Origin of the sequence: Pedobacter kyonggii (assembly GCF_004310665.1) — a bacterium.
Classification (GTDB): domain Bacteria; phylum Bacteroidota; class Bacteroidia; order Sphingobacteriales; family Sphingobacteriaceae; genus Pedobacter; species Pedobacter kyonggii.
Window position 1 is genome coordinate 526,189 of sequence record NZ_SIXF01000001.1, and the last position, 24,780, is coordinate 550,968.

Consider the following 24,780-nt stretch of genomic DNA (forward strand, 5'->3'; position numbering starts at 1 on the left):
AAGAATCTAGTATCAAGACAAATACACCATAGCATAAACTATGCATGCATACTAATTCAAATTTATCTATTTTTCTCTATTTAACATCATAAGTGTAAACTTTTCTTGCCAAATGCCCTATAGCGTCTATTCCTTCTATTACTACACGGTAGGTTCCAGGCTCGTCTGCATTATAAAATTCGAATTGTGTTTTTCCATCTTTATCTGTAACAACCTGTGGATTCCAATAAATAGTTGTTCTTAAATCGGCCCTGCTACTTGAGCTTGCCGCATCGTATTTTGGTGAATAAAACTCTCTTGAAATCGTAAATCCTTGTGGATTAAACGTTACAATTCCCGGTGCATACCGGTTGGTACTTCTACCTCCATCGCCACGTTTAGTAGTGATAATAATTACACCTCCACCACCTTGCGAACCATAAATGGCCGTATTGCCGATGCTTTTTAAAAGTTCAATAGATTCTACATCGTTAGGATTAACATTATCCAAAAAATCGGCTTCCATCTGCATGCCATCAACAATAATATTAATAGGTTGATTTTGACTACGCATTAAGTATGGCACGTTACCTCTAAATATTACTCCGGGCAGTCTGCCCTGTAAACATTGCGATAAGGTAATGCAGGTAGATAGCTGATCGGCTGTCATCACGAAATCGGCTCTTCCGGCACCATTTAGGTTGGATGAATTTTTCGCTGGGTTTTTCTTTTCAGTAATGGTTACTTCTTCGAGTTTAATTGTCCGCTCTAGCAAGCCTAAACGGGTCATCTCATTAAAATAGTTATCGCTTTCTTTAATATACTTCATCAAAGTATTATTCACATTGATATCTACATCGGCTCCATTTTTATTCTTGGTTACAATCTGCCCAGGAACGATATCAAGATTAATATCTACAAACTTCCTTTCTGTTTTAGTTCTTGCCTGAACAACAAATTTTGTACTATCGCCAAAACTTAAATTATCGAAAACAAATTTTCCTTCGGCATTGGTTACCGTATCCAAAATGGCTACCGTTCCTTTTGTAGCCATTAGCATTACCTTACCACCTGGTACAGGTTTATTACCCCTCATTACCGTTCCGCTAATGGTAATAGACTGCTCGGGTTTATAAGTAATGTTCGGGCCAACATTATTGATGATATTTCTCCAGAGAAATCTTCTCCAGCCCTGGGTAAGCATTAAGTTATCGAGTTCCTTTTGTGTTTGAAGATCATCCTTTAAAAAATAATGGTTAGGTTTTTCTACATAGCCGCTCAAATCAGAGGTAAGTAATAACGAGGAGAGGATATTCGACTCATTATTTTCATCAGGTGTTACTTTTGCCAAGTTGGTTACAGCAACCGAAAAACTACCTAAAACGGGTTTGCTATCATTAGTAGCATTGAAAGTAAAGGCTGCTTTCCCTCTTTTTGCGCTAGAAACTCCAGATGAATTAAGTGATACATCAATTAACTCAGACTTGTTATTAATAAAAACCAACCGCTCTGCTAAAGGTTGATTGGTGCTTGAAAATAAAGTAAACTGCACAATGCCAGTTGGCAGGTTCTTTTTTGGAATATTAGCCACTAGTACCTGTTTATCCATTTTAGCTTTGGAGCCATAATATACATTGCCACCATGCTGTGCAACAACTTTTAGTTCTTCGCCATTTACAAGATCGGCACTGGCCATAATTTTAACCACCACTTTACCTGTATCTAAAGCATTTACAGAAAGTGCATAACCACTTTTAACGGCCAAAGGTAATTTCAACGTTTTTTCTGATCCATCCTTAAATTTAACTTTTGCAGAATATGATTTCCCGGCCTGGTTGTTAAACACAAAGTTACCCATACCTAAATAATTGGTGGCAAAACTGGTTACTTCATTTCCCCCTTCTTCTACTATAGTTCCTTCTACATCTTCACCGCGGCCATCGGCATTAACTGCTTTAATGGCAACTTTTTGCGGCAATTCTTCAACAAGCGTTCCCCCCTCTGGCATAAACTGTACATCAACATTGTTAGACGTAGAAGTGATCGGGATAGATTTGATTACTTTTTGTTTATTATCCAGCGCGATGGTAGCAATAATCTTCCCTGATTTATTTTGGAAAGATTGATTGTTTGTGAAGCTAATTACCGCATCACCAGTCAAACTTGTTTTAACTTTGCCCTTTGTTATGGTACGATAATCTAACTGAACTTCATAACTTACTTCATTTTCACTGTAGGCTACACCATTTTTATCTTCAAAATGAACTGTTGCCGTTACTTTATCTGCAGTGTTTTCTTTGGTAAAACTGTAAGAAGTTTTTGTAAAAACTTTGTTAGCCCAGCTATTTCCGATCTTGATTGTCTTATCGTAAAAGAATTCAGTACCAAAATTCCTCATGTAGTTGGTATAGGCCCTAATTCTATAATTGCCCTCGCCAAGTGAATCTGTTAACTTAAAATCGCCCCAGGTAATTCCTCCCATAATGGGTAACTTAACCAGTTTCTTTAGCGAATCTTTTTCATTGATCAGCTCCACATACAGGATCTTACTAATGCCCGAAGGGGCCGAAGTCTTCGTATTCACCACATAGGCTTTGAACCAAATATCATCGCCAATGGCATAATAAGGCTTATCTAAGTGAAGGTGAACTTTTTCTTGTGGATATTTACTGGTGTAATCTTCGAGTTTTTGCAAGAGCTGACCAAATGGATCATCATCCATTTTAAATGCGGCAAAAACAATAAGTAGAGATAGAAAACTGATTGCGAGAGTAATTTTGAGTTTCATGTGGTTTGGTAACAAATAAATATGTGTCAAGGTACAAAACCTAAGGCATATTTTTATGAAGATACCATGAAATTTAGTTTCACTTCTAAATTTTTAGTTCACAGTTAAAGAAACACATTAATTTATCAATATAGATTTGAAAATGAAGGATTAAGTGTGCTTGACCTTATCCGTCCGTTGTTCATAAACCCGACAGCGGCCCAAAGCACATTGGATTTCATTTCCAAAAAGAAAAATATTCTTTTAGGCTATTGATTTGGAAATGAGAGGTTCTGATCACTTGGCCTCACCAGCCCCGCTTTTGTTTCTGCCGATGAAAAATCGGCATTCACGACAATCGGGTTCAGGAACAATGTTTGGACCACGGAGAACAGACTGCCAATCATAAACCCGACAGCAGCGGCGGCTCCCGATTCTTCTATTGGACCTTAGCGAATGGCGGGGCTACAGCGGCCAAATGCACAAGGTTTTCATTTCCAAAAAAACAAAAAACATTCTTTTTAGGCTCAGTGATTTGCAAATGGGTGGTCTAAAAGCAATCTGACAGTTAACCGATTAGCAAATTGTTAAAACTTATTCTTCCACATCATGCTTTCTACCGGCCGGGTGGTTTTGTTGTTGTACTTAGCATTACCTTTTGAATTGTACATCGTTTCGATCTTACCTTCAACAACAAAGTAAATCAATTGGCCAATAGGCATTCCGGCATAAATTTTTACAGGTTGTGCTACTGATATTTCTAAAGTCCAGGTATTACAAAAACCAACATCACCTTTACCTGCTGTTGCATGAATATCGATCCCTAAACGGCCGGTACTGCTTTTACCCTCTAAAAAAGGCACATGCCCATGCGTTTCGGTATATTCTACTGTAACACCAAGATATAGTGTGCCTGGATGAAGGACATAGCCATCTTTAGGGATTTCGAAATGTTCGATTTCATTGTGAGCCTTCGCATCAAGCACACGGCTCTTATAAGTAGCCAGGTATTTTCCCAAATGAACATCATACGAGTTGGTTCCTAAACATTCGCGTTTAAAAGGCTCAATGATGATTGTTCCCTTCTCAATTTCTTCTAATATCCTGCTATCAGATAATATCATTTTTATACGTATTTTTGGCCTAAATTATCATTTATTTAAGATAATTTTGCATGTAATCTCCAATTTAATCAATGCCAATAATTTACAATAAAAATATTGATCAGCATTCTGTTTTAGCAATTTGGAAAATTGAAGAAACGGAGGAAGAGTTGTTGGCCGGACTGCAGCTTAAGCAGCATGAACATGATATTATTTCGTCGTTAAACAGCGGCAAGCGGTTACTGCACTGGTTAAGCACGAGATTGCTATTGAGAACAATGCTTAATACAACCGAGTATATCGATTGTCAGTTTGATGAACACGGCAAACCCTATCTGGTTAACTTCGACTATCATATTTCGTTAAGCCATTCTTATGATTATGCTGCCGTAATGATTAGCAAAGACCATGCTGTGGGTGTTGATATTGAACTGATTAAGCACAAGATAAAAAGCATTAAACACAAGTTTTTAAGCGATGTAGAGCTTGCCCAGAAACAGATTGGCGATAATACGGATGGCCTATATGTTGCATGGTGTGCTAAAGAAGCTATTTACAAATGGCACGGCAAAAAGGGTTTAGAATTTAAACAGCATATCCATATTAAACCCTTTAAGCTAAAAAACGAAGGCTCACTAAATGCATTGGTAGAACTGCCAACAGGTACGCGAGAACTGACCGTTAATTACTTTAAAACTAAAGACAGTTACATGTTAGGCTATGTAGCCAGCAATTCTTAAAATAAATAGAGATGAACGAGACAGCGGAAAAAGCAATTGCAATAGATTTAAAGCCAACTATTTTTACAGACTGGGGCTTAACAGACTACCAGGAAGCCTGGGATAAACAGGAAGATTTGCTAAATAAAACGGTGGCCATTAAAACAGAAAACCGCGTAAACAACAGTAATAAGCCGACCCCGAACCATCTTGTATTTTGCGAGCACCCGCATGTTTATACTTTAGGTAAAAGCGGGCATCCCGAAAATTTATTGTTGGATGAGCAGGGATTAAAAGATAAACAAGCAACCTACTATAAAATAAACCGGGGTGGCGATATCACTTATCATGGCCCAGGGCAACTAGTGGGCTACCCTATTCTTGATCTTGATAATTTCTTTACCGATATCCATTTATATCTACGCACACTGGAAGAAGCCGTTATCCTTACCTTAAAAGATTATGGGATAGAAGCTGGCCGTTATCCTGGTTTTACAGGGGTGTGGTTAGATGCCGATAACAAAAAGGCCCGTAAAATATGTGCTATGGGCGTTCGTTGCAGCCGTTGGGTTACCATGCATGGTTTTGCATTTAATGTAAATGTAGATTTAGATTATTTTAAAAATATTGTGCCCTGCGGCATTGATGATAAAGCCGTAACTTCTTTAGCAAAGGAGCTTGGTTATCATCTTGATATGGAAGAGGTTAAAGGAAAATTAAAGAATCACATTGCCCAACTCTTTAAAATGCAGCTGATTTAACTAGCTGGATAAAACTAAACGGAACGCTAATTCGTAGATTAAGCTATGAAGATTTTATTAAGCGCCATTTTATTTTCTTTCTTAACTTCGGGCTGTACAAAACAACAGCCTATGCCCATTGAACCAGTTATCGATCGAACAAAAGCTTCACCAAACGGAGAAGGTAATTTTACATATCTGGCACTTGGCGATTCTTATACGATTGGCGAATCAGTTAAACGGGCAGAATCTTTTCCTTATCAGCTTCAAAGTTTATTAAAAGCCCAAGGTAGCAGTGTAGCAAATCCAAAAATTATTGCGGTTACCGGCTGGACCACAGACGAGCTGCAGGGCGCTATAAAAAAGGAGAATTTAACAGGCTCCTATAGTTTTGTTACGCTTTTGATTGGTGTAAACAATCAATATCGGGGTTATCCAATAAATACTTACAAAAAGGAGTTCACAGAATTGTTACAAACAGCAATCGCTTTTGCCGGAGGCAACAAGAATAAGGTTTTTGTAGTTTCTATCCCAGATTGGGGCACTACGCCCTTTGGCAAAAGCTCGGGGCGAACCCCACAAACGATTGCCAATGAAATCGATAGCTTTAACACCGTAAACCAAGAAATAACGCTTTCAGCTGGTGTAAACTATACCGATATTACCCCTGCATCTCGAAATGCTGAAACAGATTTATCTTTGGTGGCAAGCGATGGATTGCATCCAAGTGCTAAAATGTACACCGAATGGGCAACCGCTTTATTATCAAAAGTGGCCAAAGTATTGAAATAATTAAACATTTGTTTATGCTGTTTTTAAATTAAAAAATATATTTTAGTTTAACTATTTAAATTAATCACCTTTAAAAACAGTAAATTATGAATGAGTATGAATCAAGCGGAATAGCCGCGGGTATTGGTCTGGTAGGCGGGATTATTTACCTGGCGGTAATTGTCCTGATGATTGTGGGCATGTGGAAAACCTTCGAAAAAGCCGGCAAACCAGGCTGGGCTGCAATTATTCCCATTTACAACTTAATTATTTTACTTGAAATCATTGGCAAACCAATGATCTGGATTTTATGGATGCTTATCCCCTGCGTAAACATTGTATTCGGAATCTGGGCAACAAATCTATTAAGCAAGAGCTTCGGCAAATCAGAAGGCTTTACTGTTGGTTTAGTTATTTTTCCTTACATTTTTTGGCCAATTTTAGGTTTTAGCGATGCTAAATATTTAGGTCCTTCGGCAGCAGAAGCACAAAATGGCGGTTTTGGCAATAACCCATTCAACAATCCAAATAATCCATTTAACAAACCATTCGGCAATCAAGACACTCCAAACGATACTCCTCCACCGGTAGTTTAATTCAAGGATGTTTATCATATTTATATTTTGCAGCTTAATCACCCTGGTTGATTGGCTGCAAAATCATTTAATCCCCTGCCCATTTAAAGCACTAACCGGAATCGATTGTCCGGGCTGTGGCTTTCAAAGATCTTTTATCGCTCTTGTTCAAGGGGATTTATCAAAAAGCTGGTCGCTTTATCCACCCACCATTCCACTGTTGTTCTTGTTTATCTCAGCGGGCCTATTGTATAAATTCCAAATCAAACAACGTTCCCTTATTTTTAAAGTGTTGGTTATTGTAATCGGTAATTTTGTAATGATCAGCTATGTACACAAAATGTTTTTTAGCTAAACACTTATATTAGCGGTAAGGTGATTATAATCTTTTAATACCACCTCTAAAAACTGTAACTCGTTCATTCCACTCGGAATAGTTACAAAAATGTGTTCCTTGGTTTTGGCTGCCATGGCATAAATTAAATCGGCATTCCCTGTTTGGTAATAACCGGTTAACACTTCATGAATAAGTTCTATATCCCTATCGTTTAAATGCAGAACTTCTTTAAACTGCGGTTCGTATTCTTCAGGCAAATTAAAACTGAATGCCACATTAGAAAATTCAGTTCGTGGTTTAGTTTTAATCAGCGTTGTTTTAGCCAGTATATCGCCCAACCGCTGATGATTTTTTGTTACCGCTACCGAAACCAGCGCCACAACACCCCAGCCAAAAGGGAAGCCGAAATCAATCATCCGAAATAACCACCTAAAAATATACTGCCCTATGGTCGGCTGTGTGCCATCAATGCTAATTACCTTTATCTTTAACACCTTCTTTCCCAAAGTTTGGCCATCCATAGTGATTTCGCAAACCAGGTCGTAGAAAGCAAAAATTGCCAGGAAAATGAAGAAAACAACTATTGCAGCACTTCCCGACATCGCCATTTGTGCAGCGCCCATTACTACTAAAGTAATTACAGCAAGAATTAGAAATCCAGCCAGATCGATACACCTTGCAGCTATACGCTCTCCAAGGCCAGCAATTTCGTAATCAATATCAATATTTTGAGCAGTGCTAATTCTGATGCTATCCATATTCAAACATAATTTTTTTTAAGGATATTAGCTGTAGGCAGATCTTTATTTTTTTTAAACTAAAGTTTTCTTATATTTTAATATTTAGATTGTTCATCTATGTATATTTGTTCAGACTGGTTAATTGATCTGAAAATTATGTTGGTTTCATTTCCATAAAAAATTAGCTATTTTAACCCGAGATTTGGTAAAGCCTTTAGATGAGAGAAGCATTATTTGTTAAACAGAATTCGAAGAAGTGGCAACATTATGATTCCATGCAACAGGCAAACCCTGATGAAGTGGCCAATCAGTTTATCGAAATAACCAACGATTTGGCTTACTCAAAAACATTTTATCCAAATTCGAAAACAACAGCCTATCTCAATGGCTTAGCCTCTAAATTACATCAATCCGTTTACAAAAACAAAAAGGAAAAATCGAACCGTTTTATCCATTTTTGGAAAACAGAGCTCCCCTTAATATTCCTGGAACACAGAAAACAGGTAGTTTATGCATTGGTTTTTTTCTTGGTTTCTTGTGCCATTGGTGCCTTATCAGCCAAATATGATGATACCTTTGTACGATTGATCATGGGCGATGGTTATGTAAACATGACAAATGAAAACATTGCCAAAGGTGATCCATTTGGGGTTTATAAACAGCGTAACGAGTTAATGATGTTTATGCAAATTGGAGTTAATAATATTTATGTTGCGCTATATACCTTTGTTTTGGGCATTATATTTTCATTTGGGTCTATCGTTTCATTATTCAGAAATGGAGTGATGCTTGGCTCGTTCCAATATTTCTTTTTTAGTAAAGGCCTGGGCTTTCAATCGGTTCTGGTTATCTGGATTCACGGCACATTAGAAATATCGGCAATTGTACTGGCTGGAGCTGCTGGTTTGATTTTAGGGAATAGCCTTTTATTTCCCAAAACCTATACGCGTATGGCTTCAGTTTTAAAAGGGGCCAAAGATGGATTAAAAATTGTAATTGGCCTGATACCGATTTTTATAGTTGCAGCATTTTTTGAAAGCTTTGTTACCCGACATACTGAAATGCCTGTATGGTTAAGTATGTTCATTTTATTATCTTCTGCGGCTTTCATTATTTGGTATGTATTTATATACCCCATAAAAATCTACAATAAACAAACAACGCTAAATTAACATGCTAGGGAAAATTGAATTTAAGAAAAGAAGAGACTTCGGACAGGTGATTAACGACACCTTTACCTTCATGCGTCAAAATTTTAAGCCCCTCATTAAAATATATTTCACATTTTGTGGCTTATTTGTACTGGCCAGTATGTTAACCATGTTATTGCAACAATACAAAATGGTAAACATCATCAATACCATCGGTAATGGAAGAAATGCCAAAGGCTTAGGTTTTTCAGCTTTATATGGATTAGAGTATTTCTTATCTATTTTATTCTCTTTAGCAACATATGCCAGTATGAGTGTTGCTATACTTTCTTATATCTCTATATACGTGCAGAAAGGGAACCAAATACCAACCACCGATGAGGTATGGGGATATTTTAAGTATTACTTCTTCAGGATTTTTGGGAGTTCCCTTTTATTGATGCTGATGCTTGGTGTAGCCATGTTATTCTGTGGGGTGCCTTTCTTCTGGCTATTTCCTTATGCGGCCATGACGCTCCCCATAATGGTAATCGAAAATGGTTCTTTAGGTTACTCCTTTAGCAGAAGCTTCAAAATTATTAAAGATAATTTCTGGATTACTTTTGGCACGCTGATCGTGGTATGGATTATTGTTTATGCTTGTATGACCATGATCATTTTACCTACAAGCATTTTTAATATGATTGGTATGTTTACCCATAAAACACCGCACATGTCTTTAACACTTACCATGATTACAACTGTTTTGCAGTCATTATGCCAGGTATTTACCGTCATCCCGATTATTACCATTTCATTGGCCTATTTCAGTTTGGTTGAACAAAAAGAAAGCACTGGCCTGATGGAACGTATCGCAAATTTTGGCAATACCGAAAAACCCATAGATACCAGACCTGAAGAATATTAAAATGCAGCGTGCTCTATTCCGATATCTTCTTGTTTCTCTTTTGTTTTTTATTCCGGTAATTAACAAAGCACAAACGGCTAAACCTAAGCCTGTTACTGCTATAATTAAAACAGATAGCAGTAAGGTTATGACCTCGAAATTTGATAAAGAGGCCATAAGTAATTATAAAGAACAAAAAGAGTTTCAATACGACGAAATAGGTCAGCAACAATTATCGCTCTGGGATAAATTTTGGTTATGGTTTTGGAGTATAATCGGCGAGCTGTTTCAGGGAGCAGCATCTAATATTTTTTCCAGGTATATTTTTATCGGACTTGGTGTGGCGCTGATCATATTTATTGTGTTTAAGGTTATTGGTGCTGAAAAAATCTTCACTAAAAAATCGAAAGAAACAATCCTACCGTACGATGTAATTACCGAAAATATCCATGAGATAGATTATGAACAGGAATTACAGAGATTAGTTACCGAAAGAAAATTCCGTTTGGCCGTTAGGCTTCTGTACTTGAGGGCGCTTAAAAAATTGAGCGATGCCGAAATTATCCAGTGGCAGCCCGATAAAACCAATTATAATTATTTAATGGAAATTAGTAAGCCGGAGCTAAGAAACGATTTTGGCCAGCTTACCCTACAGTTCGATTATATCTGGTACGGCGATTTTCCTATCGATGAAGTGAAATTCGACCCCATTAAGCAATCATTTAACCAGTTTAACAACCAGATTAAATGAAAGGCTACAAATTATATCTGATTATCGGTTCCATTCTAATTTTGGGTTATTTAATTGCGCAGTATAATAAGCCTACGCCAACAAACTGGGCACCAACGTATGCTGTTAAAGATAAAATCCCTTATGGAACATATATTTTATACAATAGAATTAAAGATATTTTGCCATCGGCAAGTATTCAACAGTCGAAAACTGCTGTTTACACTACGCTAAAATCTAAAAAATTCAATAAAACGGCTTATATAATCGTTGCGCAAAAGACAGACGTCAGTAAAACTGATCTTGAACAGCTGATAAAATATATGCAAGCAGGTAATGATGTATTTATAGCCACTTATGACTTAGGAAAAATAAGGAAGGAACTTAAAGTGCAAACTTCTACCGCAATGTCTCCAGAAGGAAGTACCTTAAATTTCACTAATCCAGAACTAAAAACCGATGCAAACTATGGTTTTGAAAGAGGTATTGGCAGCCAGTATTTTAGTAAGGTTGATACAAGTAAAACCACAATACTTGGGGTAAATGGGAAAGGCCAGCCTAATTTTATCCGTTATGCTTACGGAAAAGGCAATCTTTACCTGATTGCTGAACCCGGTTTTTACACTAATTTTAATCTGCTGGATAAATATGGCGCAGAATATGCCGCTAAAACCCTGAGTTATTTACACGGAAATAAGCAGCTCATTTTTGACGAATATTTTTCTGCGCAAAAGAACACCACTACCGATATGCTCAGGGTGTTCTTTAAACATCCTGAATTGGAGTTTGCATACTATCTGGCCATATTTAGTCTGATAATTTTTGTTTTGTATGACATTAAGCGCAGGCAAAGAATTATCCCAATCGCAGATCCGCTTACTAACTCTTCTTTGGCCTTTGTTAATGTGGTGGGCAGTGTTTATTACCACGAGCGGAACAACCTCGATATAGCCTTAAAAAAGATCAATTACTTTATGGAGTACTTAAGGGCCAGGTATTATCTAAAGACCTACGATATAGACAGCAAATTTGCCCAGGTCCTAATAGAGAAAACAGGTATTAATGAAGCGCTGGCCAAAACCCTGACCAAACATTTTATCCAAACGCCAACAATGGGCGATTTAAGTGATACCCAATTGATTAATTTAAACGAAAGCATAGAACAGTTTTATAAAAATACGCAAAGCAATGGAACAAGAACAGTTTAACCCACGTACCGATTTAAGCGCCTTAAATGAAGCTGTAAATCAAATCAGAAATGTACTTGGAAATATCATTATTGGCCAAAAACAGGTTATTGATTTCTTAATTGTTGGTTTGCTTGCCGACGGGCACATCTTAATTGAAGGCGTACCGGGAGTAGCCAAAACACTTAGCGCAAAGTTGCTTGCAAAATCTATAGATGCACAATTTTCGAGGGTTCAGTTTACGCCCGATTTAATGCCATCTGATGTTTTAGGAACCCCGATTTTTAATACCAAAACAGGAGATTTCGAATTTAGGAAAGGTCCTATTTTTGGCAATATTATTCTGGTTGACGAGATAAACCGTGCACCGGCAAAAACCCAATCAGCCTTGTTCGAGGTGATGGAAGAGCGCCAGGTAACCATAGATGGCCATACCTATATCATGGACGAGCCTTTTATGGTATTGGCCACACAGAACCCGATTGAACAGGAAGGAACATATCGCCTGCCTGAAGCACAATTGGATAGGTTTTTATTCAAAATTGAGGTTAAATACCCTTCGCTAGAGGAAGAAACTGCGATTTTAATGGCTCAGCACACTTTAGTTAATAAAACACTATTAAACGATGTAAAACCAGTATTGTCTGTTAAACAGATACAAGAGGCTAGGGCAATCATCCGCAATTTGTTTGTAGAGCCAAAATTATTGGAGTTTATCGCCAAAATTGTAAACGAAACCCGCAACAATTCGTCTCTTTATCTGGGCGCTTCACCAAGGGCATCTTTAGCAATTGTACACAGTGCAAAAGCTTTCGCTGCCATTCAAAACCGCGATTTTGTTACACCTGAAGATATTATTGCTGTTGCAGCCCCTGTATTAGCGCACAGGATTTTGTTATCACCTGAAAAAGAAATGGAAGGATTAACCACAAGCGACATCGTTAACCAGATTATTAAAAAAATTGAAGTACCACGGTAGGTCAGTTATCAGTAGCCGATTTTCAGTTTACGGTTGGCGACTAACAGTTAACCAGTTTAAACAATTAACCGATTAACCAACTTTTACAATTAATCCTATAGTGAAAAAATTCTTTCAGCAATATTATAACAATCTATTCCTAAGCGATCGCTTATTTGCGGCTTTAGGCCTCTGCATTGTGCTTTTTTTGTTGAAGTTCTTTTTTGCCTGGATGGGCGATATCCCTGAAATTGCCACTGGCGCCGTATTTGTTTTATTTTTTATCGATATTTTTATTCTATACCGAAATACCCAAGGGATTGATGTCAAAAGAATTACCTCGAAACGTTTGAGTAATGGTGATGAAAATCCGATACAAATCGAAATCAAGAATAGTTATGGTTTTGGGGTAAATGCCAGGGTGATTGATGAAGTACCTTTTCAGTTTCAACTCCGGGATAAAGATTTTAAACTTCACCTAAAATCTGCTGAAGTAAAATCGATCCACTACAACCTGCGACCAACGAAACGTGGTGAGTATGATTTTGGCTTTATTAGAGCGTATATCAGTTCACCTTTGGGTTTAATCAACCGCCGTTATAATTTTGATGGCGCCAAGATCCTGCCTGTTTTTCCTTCTTTTATTAATCTTGGTCAATACGAATTGATGGCCGCTTCACGCTATCTAACAGAATTCGGTATTAAAAAGATCAGGAAGATTGGACAAAGCAGCGAATTCGACCAGATTAAAAACTATGTTGGTGGCGACGATATCCGAACCATTAACTGGAAAGCTACCGCCAGAAAAGGTGGCTTAATGGTGAATACTTATACAGACGAGAAATCGCAGAATATTTATTGCGTTATTGATAAATCGCGTGTGATGCGCATGCCATTTGAAGGATTGAGCCTACTCGATTATGCTATAAATGCAACCGTTGCACTTTCGAAAGTGGCCATGCTTAAAGAAGATAAGGCAGGTTTAATTACGATATCTGAAAATATTGGCGCTGTTGTACCAGCAGATCGTAAAGCTTCTCAGCTTGGCAGCATCATGAATGTGCTTTACAAAGAAAAAACAAGATACCTTGAAAGTAATCTCGAGGCACTATATTCCGCGGTACGATCAGTAGTGAAACAAAGGGGCCTTTTGGTTTTCTTTACCAATTTCGAAAGTTTATCGGCACTGCAAAGACAGTTGCCTTACTTAAAAAGAATAGCAAAATATCACTTATTGGTTGTGGTATTTTTCGAAAATACAGAACTAAAAGAATTAAGTACAGAACCTGCCAAAGATGTAGAAGGCATTTACCATAAAACCATTGCCGAGAAATTTATCTACGAGAAAAAACTAATGGTTAAGGAACTCAACAAACATGGCATTTTAGCCATCCTTACCCCTCCCCAAAAACTTACTGTTAATGTAATTAACCAGTATTTGGCATTAAAGGCACAGCAAAGGATTTAGTTTGGAGTTGAGAGTGGTGAGTTTGGAGGCACTGTTCTACTGAACCATGCTAGGTAACTCCAAACCCCAAACCCCAAACGCCCAACTCAAAACTCCTTTACTCCTCTTCCCTAAAATATACCTTATAAAAGTTCATCGATTTATCATCGTCGTAACCTTTTTCGATCATCTCTTTATTGCCATGGATATAAATGTGGAAGTTTTTATCCAGCTTTAACACGCTTTTATAGGCACGGGCTTGTTTTTTAACGGCAGATTCAGCGATTTCAAAATTATCGGCAATCGGACTTTCGTACTCTTGCTCGTAATTCTTCTTATAGTTTTTGAATGATTCAATCCCTTCGGCATTACCAATTACTTCATTACCGAATTCCTCAATATCAAAGGTTTCTTTTTCTTTGAAATACTTCATCGAGCGGTTTAAGAGATCGATTTTATCCGCTTTGCTGATTTCGTAATCATCTTCAAGTTTCTGCGTAACGAAGTTTTTGTAAACCCCTAAAACATTATTGGTTTGGTTATAACTATCGTTCCTGATTTTCAGCTTCAAGAATTCATCTTTCCAGTAAACAGCAGAATCATTGCTACTTTTCGATTGATCCAACACCACAACTTTATAGCCTTCTTCTTTATCGACGTTAAAAATCAGGCAGCCTTTATCTAATTTATTAATACTGATGGCTTCTTGCTCGTAACTTACATTAAAGCCATCCTGCTCAGGGTAAACTTTTAGGTAAGTATCTTTTGTTTCAGATTTAAAAACACCAACTACATCCAATTGCTCGCCTTCTATCTGCACCTTTTCAAAATAAGCGACATATAGCTCGCCAGATTTAATTTTTGGGTGGTTGGCTACATCGTATAAATGTTTGGCCAGTTGTTGCGAATCTTCGTGAAAAAGTTCGTTGTTTTCGAAAATTTCATGAACAAAATGAAATACTTCATTTAGTTCTAAATTATCGTTGGGGTGATAAAAACGGTAGACTTCATTTACCTTTTCGAAAGGTTTTAAGAAATACTGCATTAACAGGTTTCCCAACACTTCATCATCAATTTTTAAAGGCGCATCAGATAATTTGTAATATTCTTCAAGCAGTTTATTGCCTGTATGGTGGATAGAAAGTTGCTTAAGTGAAGCCTCGAAAAATGAAATCATGGGCGCAAAAATAGTAAAATCATTGGGTTAACCACCTCCGTCATTCAATCATTCTATAATTCAATTATTTCTTGATATAAACCTCGGCCCTCTGCAGAAAGCTTTTTTCCTTTAAGGATGCCTCAACCTCATTTATAGCCTTCATTAAGTTATTTTGAGTGTTCGTAATTTCTGCTGTGGCTTTAATAATCACATCCCAAACAGGCTCCATAGTGGAAAGAAGTGCTGTACCCTTTTCTGTAAGTTCAACCAAACGTTTACGGGTATCTACTTTATCTTTTTTAGACCGGATCAGTTTCTCCTTCTCCAATTCTTTTAACAAACTGATGGTAGAAGGGTGTGCATAACCAATTTCATCAGACAACGAAACCACGTTCATCGTCGATTTTTTATATAAAGTATAAAGCACAGGGAACCATTTGGGTTGAAAATCAATTCCGAATGCTTTATAAATCAACAGACCATCTTTACGGATCTGATCGCTCAGCCTTTGCAATCGGGTAGAAACGGCCAATAAACCAGAAGCATCAATTACATTTTGTTCCATTAAAGAGATTTTAAATCCAGGCTATAAAAAACATTGTCTACAGCCATCCTAGGAAAGTAAACCGGCAAATCTTCCATTGCAACTGATTTAAATCCGTTACGTTCATAAAAGCGACAGGCGGCCTGCAATATGTCTTTAGTACCCAAATATACCTCATTCAATTTGTTATCATTGCAATATGTCAATAGGGTTTTTAATAAGGCCTGCGCTACCCCCAGTTCCTTTCCGCGGAATTCTTTTTTAACAAACATTTTTCTAATTGCCCCCGATTGGTGCTCAGGTACAGCAATTAAAGAAATAGTCCCAATCAATTCACCATTTAGTATGGCACCCCAAAAAGCACCGCCAGAACCATCGTAATTTTTTTCTATATCCAACAAATCTGGCTGTGCTGCCAAATCGATATCGACATTAAATTCTATTTGCTGGATGGGTAGAATTAACCCAATAATCGCTTCACAGAATTGATTATCTAACCGTTCAATTTTAAAATCGTTTTGCATTGCTAAATATTATTCGACAAATATATGTAGTCAACTACATATATTCCAAATGCAAATATCATTTGAACCTCAAATTTTAGGAAGGACTGGGAATTGTTTTGGTTATTGGAGAAAATTATTTTGTGTTCTTTAACTTATTGAGAAAGTCGACAATCTTTTTATCAGCATAATTGGCCGCGCCTTCATGCCTGAAAGACAATCTGCCTTGTTTATCAAAAATAATTGTTGTTGGTAAAGCGCCAGCAAATACTTTTTCAGGAATCTCGCTTTCTACTTTATAAACCGGCATTGCATAATTACGGTCGGACATAAACTTGCCTGATTTGGCAAAATCGCCATCTGCATCCACAAAAATGAAGACAACATGTTTATCATCTTTAAACTGAGTATATAATTTATTGATCGATGGCATTTCTGCTCTACATGGCGGACACCAGGTTGCCCAAAAATTAAGAAAAATAACTTTTCCTTTTAAATCGCCAAGATCAATCACATTTCCTTTTACATCCTTAAACCGCATTCCGTTAAGGCTTGTTACGATTTCCTTTGGGCTTTCAACTTTTGGCGAATAAAAACCAATTTCCATTAATCCCTTAATTAAAAATGCTTTAGCATCAGGTACCAAAACAATTACCAAAAGGATAATGATAAATAATGCGTTGAATATATTTTTCCTGATAAACTTCATTAATTGTTCGTTTTAGTTATCGTAAATAATAACGAAATGGGCTTCCAATTGGTACTTCAATAATTTATTAGAAGATTTAGACCCTTCATACGTTAAACTATTGATTAAATCACCAGTCAAAACAGCGCAAATACAATGTTACTTTGTAAATATATATAATTGCTTAGGAATTACTATTTTTGCCCTGTTGAAAAAGCATAGACAAAACATTAAGAAATATCTATCAGCATTTATGCTGATTGTATTTGCTATTGCTTTAACTCCGTGGAGTGTACTTCACCACCATATCCCTCTTCCTGTTGTGCAGAAAGAGGTCAACTGTAAACACGTTAGCCATGTGCAGGCCCATGGCGATACCTGTTTAATCTGTAATGCTAGTTTTGAAAAAAATTATGTGCAAACGCACCACATTTACAGAATCTTCTTATCGGCCAAAATTTTTAGTCGAACCGAGCCTACCTTAAAGAATGCTTTTACAGAAATAAAGCGTGCTTGCTTACGTGGCCCTCCTTTAGCTTAATTTTTTCTTTTCAAGTGCATCCGCGCTTAATCAAATTATTTACATGAGAAACTAAAACTAGCTTCATTACGCTATTGCTTTGGTTTTTCTATCATTTTTATTTACTACAACACATGAAAAAATTACAGCTTATTGGCTTAGTAATTCTATATACATTATTAAGCAGCACTGTTTTTGCTGCCGCTTTAAAGAATATAAAAGGTAAGGTTATTGATGCCAGTACTAAACAAACGTTGCCAGGGGCAACCATTTTTATCCCTGATTTAAAAGTTACTGCAGTAACCAACAATGATGGTGAATTTACATTGAATAACCTTCCATCAAAAGGAAGTTACCTCGTTGAGGTACATTACGTTGGCTATAAAACAGCTACACAAATAGTAAATCTGGCTACAGCAGCCGGATTAGAATTTTCTTTACAACCTACTGCAATAGAGACCAAAGAAATTGTAATCACCGGAAGTTTGATCAGCAGTACCAGCAAAAGAAATAGTGCTTCATCTGCGGTAGTTGGCAAGGATCAGTTATTACAGCCTTCAACCAATTTAATCGATGCATTGACTAAAATACCCGGTGTATCGCAAATTACTACTGGCCCATCTATTTCTAAGCCTGTAATCAGAGGCTTGGGCTATAACAGAATTGTAACTTTAGACGATGGGATAAAACAACAGGGCCAGCAATGGGGCGATGAGCACGGTATTGAAATCGATCAGTTTAAATCAGACCGCGTTGAAGTTTTACGTGGCGCGGCATCGTTAATGTACGGTTCTGATGCGCTGGGTGGTGTAATTAATTTATTAGAGCCAAGTACCGCTCCTGAAGGACAGGTTAAAGGTGAATTTATCACCAATTATTCTACTAATAATGGGCTTACGGCTAATTCATTAATGTTAACCGGTAACGAAAACGGTTTTGTTTGGAGAGCACGTGGAACCTACAAAAATGCCTACTCTTTTAAAACACCTACTGGATATTTCCCAAATTCTGGTTTTAATGAAACCGATTTAAGTGGAATGATTGGTTTAAACAAAAGCTGGGGATATTCTCATTTAAACGTTTCTAACTTCCGTAATAATATTGGTTTTTACGAGCCAACATTAGATGAGAATGGCAACTTCGTTAAAGAAGATGGTGAATCGTTTATTACCTCAGAGTTTAAAAACCGTGATCTGGATTACCCTCGTCAGGATATTCGCCACTTTAAAATTGCCTTAAATAACAATTTCATTATCGGTAACGGTAATTTCAAAGCTGATTTTGGCTATCAACAAAATCAGCGCCGCGAATTAGAAGAAGGGCCAGACCCATCTTTATTTTTCGATCTTAAAACTTATAATGCCGATTTAAAATACTACATCCACGAAACGAATGGATGGCAACCTGTATTTGGAGTAAGTGCCGATGCTGGCCATAGTGAAAACAAAGCAAATGATGAATTTCTGATACCAAATTATAACACTTATGGCATTGGTGTTTTTGCTTATGCCAAGAAAAACTGGGAGAACAATACTTTTAGCATCGGTGCGCGTTACGATTATAGAAAAAATAATGGGAAACAATTATTTGTAGATGACGAAGAGCAGTTTGCACCTTTTCAGAATAAATTTTCGAACGTGAGTGGTGCCTTAGGTTTTACCCATCAATTTAATGAAGAGTTAAACTTTAAAGCCAACGCAGGTTCGGCTTTCCGGGCACCAAATCCAGCTGAGTTAGCCTCAAATGGTGTACATGAAGGAACTTTTCGCTATGAAATCGGTAATCCCAATTTAAGCCCCGAACGCAGTTATCAGGTAGATGCCGCTTTAGAATACGAAGGAAAGATTGTCAGTGCAAGTGCGAGTATTTACAATAACTATATTCACAACTTCATTTATGCTTCTACCAACGGAGAAAGAATAGATGCAGAAGGCGATAATTATCCAGTTTACCGTTATGGCCAGGTTAATGCTAATCTTTATGGTGCTGAGGCGAGTTTAACTATTCACCCTGTTCCGTTTATCCATTTCGAAAATACCTTTGGTTATGTTCATGCACAGAATAACACTTTAAACAGGCCACTTTCATTTATTCCTGCGGGAACTTTAAGAAACGAGTTACGTTTCGAGCCTAAACTTAAAGGAACAAATGATGCCTACCTATCAGTTGGTATCAACTCGGCATTTAAACAAACCCGTGTGGATGATGTTTTTGAAACACCAACAAGTGGCTATACGCTGTTAAATGCAGGTATCGGCGCTACCTTTAATTTGGGCAAACAACCTGTTAAATTATCTGTTTCGGCCAACAACTTGTTAGATCAGAAATATTATGATGCATTGAGCCGATTAAAACCTGGTCGTTTAGATTCAGAAAACCTTAATTTAGGTGTTTACAACCCTGGCCGAAACATCACTTTCGGATTGTATATTCCTTTTACAGTGGTTAAATAAAACCCATTAATTTCATTATAGACAAAAAGCGGAGCTGATTGAGATCACTTCGCTTTTTGTTTAAGTATATCTAAGATTAATCGTCATTCCGCTATCATTAACGGGCTCCAATAGAAAGGTCGTCATCTCCGAAGCAACGCGGAGTGGAGAGATCTTTGAACATGTTTATTAAAAAAATTAAAGATTTCTCCGTTATGCAACCGATGAAAAATCGGTAAGCTTCAGTCGAAATGACGATTTATGGCTGTTTATTATCGCTGTTACTTTTTAAACGTCTCCCTTTTAGCCCTAACATACTGGCTTGGCCATTCGGTATCATCGCCAAGCACTTGCGCTGCATGTGTAGGAAAATAAGCATCACGTAGCGATTCGCGGGCAATAAAAATCAAATCAGCTTTGCCCTGTTCTAAAATTTCTTCCGCCTGCTGCGCCTCTACAATTACGCCTACTGCTCCCGTGTAAATACCAATTTCATTTCTGATCTTATCAGCGAAAGGAACCTGGTAGTTTGGTCCGGCTGGGATAAAGGCATCAGGTACATTACCACCCGATGAGGTATCAATTAAATCAACACCGCGATCTTTTAACACCGCTGCCAATTGTAATGAGTCATTCTCGTTCCAGCCACCTTCCGTCCAATCCGTTGCAGAAATGCGAACAAATAAAGGCAAGTTTTCTGGCCATACCGATTGTACAGCCTCAACCACATCGATTACCAAACGAATCCGGTTTTCGAAACTTCCGCCATAAACATCTGTACGTTTATTGCTTAGCGGACTAAAAAATTGATGCAATAAATAACCGTGTGCAGCATGTATTTCTACTACTTTATAGCCTGCAGCCAATGCACGTTTAGCTGCTGCTCTGAAAGCAAAAACAATATCCTGAATTTCTGAAATTGTTAATTCATGTGGCTCAACCTGTCCTGGCTTAAAAGAAATTGGAGATGGCGCAATTGGTTTCCAGCTATTTTCACCAGCGGCAATTTGTTCGCCACCTTTCCAGGGCACTTCACAACTGGCTTTTCTACCTGCATGTGCCAACTGGATGCCTGCAATTGCTCCATTATCATGGATAAACGAAACAATCTGTTTTAATTTAGCTACATGTTCATCTTTCCAGATGCCCAAATCGGCATAGGTAATTCTTCCATCGGCAGTTACCGCAGAAGCTTCCTGGATAATTAAACCTGCACCACCAACGGCACGGCTTCCTAAATGCACCAAATGCCAATCGGTTGCAAAACCATCAATAGCCGAGTACTGGCACATTGGCGAAATAACAATTCTATTTTTTAAGGTTACATCCTTTATGGTAAAAGGAGAAAATAATTTAGACATATCTTTTTAATATTTTAACCACGAAGGGCACAGAGAAATACACAGAGCACACCGAATGCTTTTCTCTGTGAAAAACTCCGTTTGCTCTGTGGTTAATATTACAATTAAAAACCAGCTTTCTTTAATTCAGTATTGATGAACTGAATTTCCTCAGCGTTTAATTTTACGTTTATAGCTTCAGCATTCTGAACGGCTTGTTTTTCATTTCTGGCGCCAACCAAAGCAATGGTAATACCTGGTCGTTCAACCGTCCAACGCAAAACCAATTGAGATAAGCTAGCATTTTTCTCGTCGGCCAACGGTTTTATTTTAACCAAAAATGCATTTGTTTTTTCGATGCTTTCTGATGAAAAGAATTTATTTCCCTGACGGTGATCACCCTCTTCAAATTTATAATCGGTAGTCATTTTTCCGGTTAACAAACCACGTTCCATCGGACTATAAGCCAAAACCGATTTATTTTTTTCGATGCAATATGGAACAGTTTCTTCTTCTACCCCGCGGTTTACCATGCTAAATGGAATTTGGTTGGATATAATTTCTAAAGTTTGATCTGCTTCTTTTAATTGTGCTACATTATAATTGCATACACCGGCATAACGCACTTTACCCTGCTCAATTAATTTGTTCACCGCTTCGAAAGTTTCGCTGATCGGTGTGGTTACATCTGGCCAGTGGATCTGGTAAAGGTCGATATAATCTGTACCCAGGCGTTTTAAAGATTGCTCGCATTCATAAATTACACTTTCTTTTCCGGCATATTTATAAATATCGATTTCCTTTCCATCGTTATTTTTACTTTTAAAACCGAAATCACCTTTGGCCAAATCCCAGCGCATCCCGAATTTGGTTACCAGTTGTAATTTATCGCGTGAGATACCTTTTATTGCATCGCCCACAATTTCTTCACTATCGCCCTGACCATAAATTGGAGCGGTATCGATTGATGTAACCCCTAAATCGTAACCTGCTTTAATTGCGCTAATCGCATCGTTTCTATCTGTACTTCCCCACATCCATCCCCCGGCTGCCCAGGCGCCAAAAGTGATTACTGAAAGTTCCAAATCTGAGTTTCCAATTTTTCTGTATTCCATAATTATTTTTTAATGATTTTATCTACCGCATAACTGTTATGCGGCAAGTAAGCGAGTAGTACCGATAAAAATGCCACATGGACGAGTTGAGAAGGTAGTGCCTCCCAATTCTCAATTACCGTTGTTCCGAAAATCAGTGCCAAAGAAATTACTCCGGCAAATAATAACCCTTGCCTTGTAAATAATCCTAATATAATCATTAACCCTGCTATAAATTCAGCAAATGGCAAAATATAACTGAAGGGGATAACCAATGTATCGGGTAAATAAGATTTAGAGAATTGCCCTACCATCCAATGGCTAAAACCTACAAGTTTTGGTAAACGTACCAAACCATGTCCGAAAAAGCTTAAACCAATTGCCAAGCGGCTAAGTAAATATGCCCATTTTGTATCCATAGTATATCGATATGCTACAAACATACAATCTCCATATTAAGGATGTTTTAATGCAACAATTATTAGACTGATATTTTACCTTTCAATGGCGATTAGCAGAGGGTCCAGCGTAAAGTGCATAGTGTATTTTACCACAAAGGGCACGGAGAAAATCACAGAGCGCAAAGAGCGCATGGTGTTATCAGAAATTAATTTTCTCATCTATTTACATTTCCCATATTCAACCGCGATACACGTTACGCTAATCGCCAGACTTTTTCCTCTAAAAATTTGGAAATCATCAAACAACATCATACATTAGTGTACTATTTAACTAATACAGTAGATATGATCAATATTAACAATCTTAATTTTGGCTACAGCAAGCATAAGCCATTATTTAAAAATATGAGCATGCGGTTAAGCAATGGGCATATTTACGGTTTGCTTGGAAAAAATGGAGCTGGTAAATCGAGCTTATTAAAAAACCTGGCCGGTTTAGTATATGCACAAAGCGGCACATTGGATGTAATGGGCTTTAATCCAGCAAAAAGACAACCCGCACTGTTAGAGCAAATCTGTTTTATACCAGAAGAATTCTATTTACCATCGGTAAAAATTGATGCCTATCTGAAAGCAAACGCACCATTTTACAAAAACTTTGATCACAGTTACTTTACTGATCTGATTAAGGAATTCGATATTCCTGTTGAACAGAAACTCATTAACATGAGCTACGGACAGAAGAAAAAAGTAATTATTGCCTTCGGCCTTGCCACACAAGCCAAACTGGTAATTATGGACGAGCCTACAAATGGATTAGACATTCCATCAAAGGCACAGTTCAGAAAAATTATGGCCTCAGCCATGACCGATGAACGCTGTATCATCATTTCGACCCATCAGGTAAGGGATTTAGATAACCTGATCGACACGGTGATTATGCTTGACGAAAATGATGTTGCGCTTAAAGCTTCAGTAGAAGAAATTACAGCAAAATTAACCTTCAAGAAAGTCAAAGAAATAGATGATAGCATCATCTACGCGGAGGCATCACTCTCTGGTTATAATGCTGTTATGCCAAACTATCATCAAGAAGAAAGCAAATTAGATATGGAGCTTCTTTTCAATGCCATACTTGCAGAAAAAATCAAATTTAAACCTTTATTCAGTTAAGCAATGAACAACACATTTAATATTAATCGATTTGGCTTATTGCTTAGAAGACAATGGCTTGATTTTGGGAAGATTTACCTGATCAGTCTAGTGGTGTTATTGGGAATTGTAGTGGGATTTTATAGCTACAGTATACCCTCGCCATTTAAAGACAATAATTTTGACTACAACGGCAACCTTGATATGCGTTTCCGCTACCCTCTTTTCCTGATTTTGGGTTTTGTTTTTATCAGTATTGTAGCCAGTAGCTATTTTAATATCCTGGGGCAGAAATCAAGGGCCATTTTAGAACTGATGACACCCGCTTCAATATTCGAAAAATTTCTGGCAGGTGTAGTTTACACTGCAATAATAAGTTTGTTTAGTTATCTGTTGATCTTTTATTTAACAGATTTGGCCTTTGTAAAATACCTGAACGGTCACCTTGATGCCTTTAAAGTCCTATTGCCACAAAACGGGGCTATTAGAGAAGTTGAAACGATTACCTATCAGGTATTTAATGATGAAGGCTATAGAAAATATTGCGGCTACTTTTTTGCTTTCCCCTTTCTTATTACCAGCCTGTTCCTTTTAGGGTCTGTCTACTTTAACCGTTTTCACTACATCAAAACGGCGCTTTCGGTTATGGTTTTTATCGGCCTAGCTTCTTACCTGGTGGTTAAACTTTCGATATGGTTAATGGAGGGCAAAGTTGCTAATCATCATAATTTTAGAAAAGAAGATAAAGACTGGGTTTTGCTAACAATTTTATTAGTAACAAGTATCATCACTTTAATTGTCTGGACGATTACTTACATCCGTCTTAAAGAAAAAGAAGTTTAATTAAAAGGTATAGA

General features: G+C 37.4%; 25 protein-coding genes. 15 read left to right on the plus strand and 10 right to left on the minus strand.

Going from position 1 to position 24,780, the window contains the following annotated elements; genetic code table 11:
* Positions 1-76: 76 nt before the first annotated feature.
* Both EYS08_RS02355 and dcd read right to left on the minus strand, forming a co-directional pair.
* Positions 77-2,767 (minus strand): carboxypeptidase-like regulatory domain-containing protein, encoded by a 2,691-nt coding sequence (locus EYS08_RS02355; protein WP_244215835.1) that lies wholly within the window; start codon positions 2,765-2,767, stop codon positions 77-79.
* 566 nt (positions 2,768-3,333) lie between these two features.
* A complete protein-coding gene (gene dcd / locus EYS08_RS02360) occupies positions 3,334-3,870 on the minus strand; it encodes a dCTP deaminase (protein ID WP_121284464.1) in 537 nt (178 codons plus the stop codon).
* Positions 3,871-3,941: 71 nt separating this feature from the next.
* Here dcd and EYS08_RS02365 point away from each other — a divergent pair, with 71 nt between their 5' ends.
* The 5 genes from EYS08_RS02365 to EYS08_RS26570 all read left to right on the plus strand — a co-directional run bounded on the left by EYS08_RS02365 (position 3,942) and on the right by EYS08_RS26570 (position 7,009).
* A complete protein-coding gene (locus tag EYS08_RS02365; protein WP_108197253.1) occupies positions 3,942-4,589 on the plus strand; it encodes a 4'-phosphopantetheinyl transferase family protein in 648 nt (215 codons plus the stop codon).
* Between the two features lie 11 nt (positions 4,590-4,600).
* A complete protein-coding gene (gene lipB, locus EYS08_RS02370) occupies positions 4,601-5,329 on the plus strand; it encodes a lipoyl(octanoyl) transferase LipB (RefSeq protein ID WP_131028239.1) in 729 nt (242 codons plus the stop codon).
* Positions 5,330-5,374: 45 nt separating this feature from the next.
* The gene (locus tag EYS08_RS02375; protein WP_131028240.1) at positions 5,375-6,100 is read left to right on the plus strand and encodes an SGNH/GDSL hydrolase family protein; all 726 of its coding nucleotides are present in this window, start codon (positions 5,375-5,377) and stop codon (positions 6,098-6,100) included.
* Between the two features lie 86 nt (positions 6,101-6,186).
* On the plus strand, positions 6,187-6,675 hold the full coding sequence (locus EYS08_RS02380; protein WP_131028241.1) for a DUF5684 domain-containing protein: 489 nt from the start codon (positions 6,187-6,189) through the stop codon (positions 6,673-6,675).
* Between the two features lie 7 nt (positions 6,676-6,682).
* Positions 6,683-7,009 carry a DUF2752 domain-containing protein gene (locus EYS08_RS26570; RefSeq protein WP_131028242.1) on the plus strand — a complete coding sequence of 109 codons (327 nt, stop codon included), beginning with the start codon at positions 6,683-6,685 and terminating at the stop codon, positions 7,007-7,009.
* On the opposite strand, the gene EYS08_RS02390 is transcribed toward EYS08_RS26570, so the two are convergent.
* Entirely contained in the window at positions 7,006-7,749 is a 744-nt protein-coding gene (locus tag EYS08_RS02390; RefSeq protein ID WP_131028243.1) for an RDD family protein, read from the minus strand. The genes EYS08_RS26570 and EYS08_RS02390 overlap by 4 nt on opposite strands.
* Positions 7,750-7,949: 200 nt before the next feature.
* On the opposite strand from EYS08_RS02390, the gene EYS08_RS02395 reads away from it, so the two are divergent.
* The 6 genes from EYS08_RS02395 to EYS08_RS02420 all read left to right on the plus strand — a co-directional run bounded on the left by EYS08_RS02395 (position 7,950) and on the right by EYS08_RS02420 (position 14,111).
* The gene (locus EYS08_RS02395; RefSeq protein ID WP_131028244.1) at positions 7,950-8,903 is read left to right on the plus strand and encodes a stage II sporulation protein M; all 954 of its coding nucleotides are present in this window, start codon (positions 7,950-7,952) and stop codon (positions 8,901-8,903) included.
* A gap of 1 nt (position 8,904) precedes the next feature.
* Complete coding sequence (locus EYS08_RS02400) at positions 8,905-9,789, plus strand: hypothetical protein (RefSeq protein WP_131028245.1); 885 nt, start codon at positions 8,905-8,907, stop codon at positions 9,787-9,789.
* Between the two features lies 1 nt (position 9,790).
* Positions 9,791-10,519, plus strand: a complete 729-nt coding sequence (locus EYS08_RS02405) for a DUF4129 domain-containing protein (RefSeq protein WP_131028246.1) — start codon at positions 9,791-9,793, stop codon at positions 10,517-10,519.
* On the plus strand, positions 10,516-11,706 hold the full coding sequence (locus tag EYS08_RS02410) for a DUF4350 domain-containing protein (RefSeq protein WP_131028247.1): 1,191 nt from the start codon (positions 10,516-10,518) through the stop codon (positions 11,704-11,706). Before EYS08_RS02405 ends, EYS08_RS02410 begins: the two co-directional genes overlap by 4 nt.
* Positions 11,687-12,664 carry an AAA family ATPase gene (locus EYS08_RS02415; RefSeq protein ID WP_131028248.1) on the plus strand — a complete coding sequence of 326 codons (978 nt, stop codon included), beginning with the start codon at positions 11,687-11,689 and terminating at the stop codon, positions 12,662-12,664. Before EYS08_RS02410 ends, EYS08_RS02415 begins: the two co-directional genes overlap by 20 nt.
* 100 nt (positions 12,665-12,764) lie before the next feature.
* Positions 12,765-14,111, plus strand: a complete 1,347-nt coding sequence (locus EYS08_RS02420; RefSeq protein ID WP_131028249.1) for a DUF58 domain-containing protein — start codon at positions 12,765-12,767, stop codon at positions 14,109-14,111.
* A gap of 97 nt (positions 14,112-14,208) precedes the next feature.
* Here the strand turns inward: EYS08_RS02420 and EYS08_RS02425 are convergent, their stop codons facing one another.
* From EYS08_RS02425 to EYS08_RS02440, 4 genes are all read right to left on the minus strand, one after another.
* A complete protein-coding gene (locus EYS08_RS02425; protein ID WP_131028250.1) occupies positions 14,209-15,267 on the minus strand; it encodes a nucleoid-associated protein in 1,059 nt (352 codons plus the stop codon).
* A gap of 64 nt (positions 15,268-15,331) precedes the next feature.
* Positions 15,332-15,814 (minus strand): MarR family winged helix-turn-helix transcriptional regulator, encoded by a 483-nt coding sequence (locus EYS08_RS02430; RefSeq protein WP_131028251.1) that lies wholly within the window; start codon positions 15,812-15,814, stop codon positions 15,332-15,334.
* Positions 15,814-16,317 carry a GNAT family N-acetyltransferase gene (locus tag EYS08_RS02435; RefSeq protein WP_131028252.1) on the minus strand — a complete coding sequence of 168 codons (504 nt, stop codon included), beginning with the start codon at positions 16,315-16,317 and terminating at the stop codon, positions 15,814-15,816. Before EYS08_RS02435 ends, EYS08_RS02430 begins: the two co-directional genes overlap by 1 nt.
* 115 nt (positions 16,318-16,432) lie before the next feature.
* Positions 16,433-17,005 (minus strand): TlpA family protein disulfide reductase, encoded by a 573-nt coding sequence (locus EYS08_RS02440; RefSeq protein WP_131028253.1) that lies wholly within the window; start codon positions 17,003-17,005, stop codon positions 16,433-16,435.
* Positions 17,006-17,105: 100 nt separating this feature from the next.
* Between EYS08_RS02440 and EYS08_RS02445 the strand changes: the two genes are divergently transcribed.
* Positions 17,106-17,525, plus strand: a complete 420-nt coding sequence (locus EYS08_RS02445) for a hypothetical protein (protein WP_131028254.1) — start codon at positions 17,106-17,108, stop codon at positions 17,523-17,525.
* Between the two features lie 113 nt (positions 17,526-17,638).
* Complete coding sequence (locus tag EYS08_RS02450; RefSeq protein ID WP_131028255.1) at positions 17,639-19,957, plus strand: TonB-dependent receptor; 2,319 nt, start codon at positions 17,639-17,641, stop codon at positions 19,955-19,957.
* Positions 19,958-20,217: 260 nt separating this feature from the next.
* Here EYS08_RS02450 and EYS08_RS02455 read toward each other — a convergent pair whose 3' ends face one another.
* The 3 genes from EYS08_RS02455 to EYS08_RS02465 all read right to left on the minus strand — a co-directional run bounded on the left by EYS08_RS02455 (position 20,218) and on the right by EYS08_RS02465 (position 22,789).
* Positions 20,218-21,297, minus strand: a complete 1,080-nt coding sequence (locus EYS08_RS02455) for an NADH:flavin oxidoreductase/NADH oxidase (RefSeq protein ID WP_131028256.1) — start codon at positions 21,295-21,297, stop codon at positions 20,218-20,220.
* Positions 21,298-21,401: 104 nt separating this feature from the next.
* Positions 21,402-22,391 carry an aldo/keto reductase gene (locus tag EYS08_RS02460; RefSeq protein WP_131028257.1) on the minus strand — a complete coding sequence of 330 codons (990 nt, stop codon included), beginning with the start codon at positions 22,389-22,391 and terminating at the stop codon, positions 21,402-21,404.
* A 2-nt stretch (positions 22,392-22,393) separates the two neighbouring features.
* The gene (locus EYS08_RS02465; RefSeq protein WP_131028258.1) at positions 22,394-22,789 is read right to left on the minus strand and encodes a DoxX family protein; all 396 of its coding nucleotides are present in this window, start codon (positions 22,787-22,789) and stop codon (positions 22,394-22,396) included.
* Between the two features lie 327 nt (positions 22,790-23,116).
* Between EYS08_RS02465 and EYS08_RS02470 the strand changes: the two genes are divergently transcribed.
* Together EYS08_RS02470 and EYS08_RS02475 are read left to right on the plus strand one after the other, a co-directional pair.
* A complete protein-coding gene (locus tag EYS08_RS02470) occupies positions 23,117-23,944 on the plus strand; it encodes an ABC transporter ATP-binding protein (protein ID WP_131028259.1) in 828 nt (275 codons plus the stop codon).
* Positions 23,945-23,947: 3 nt separating this feature from the next.
* Positions 23,948-24,766, plus strand: a complete 819-nt coding sequence (locus EYS08_RS02475) for a hypothetical protein (RefSeq protein WP_131028260.1) — start codon at positions 23,948-23,950, stop codon at positions 24,764-24,766.
* Positions 24,767-24,780 lie beyond the last annotated feature (14 nt).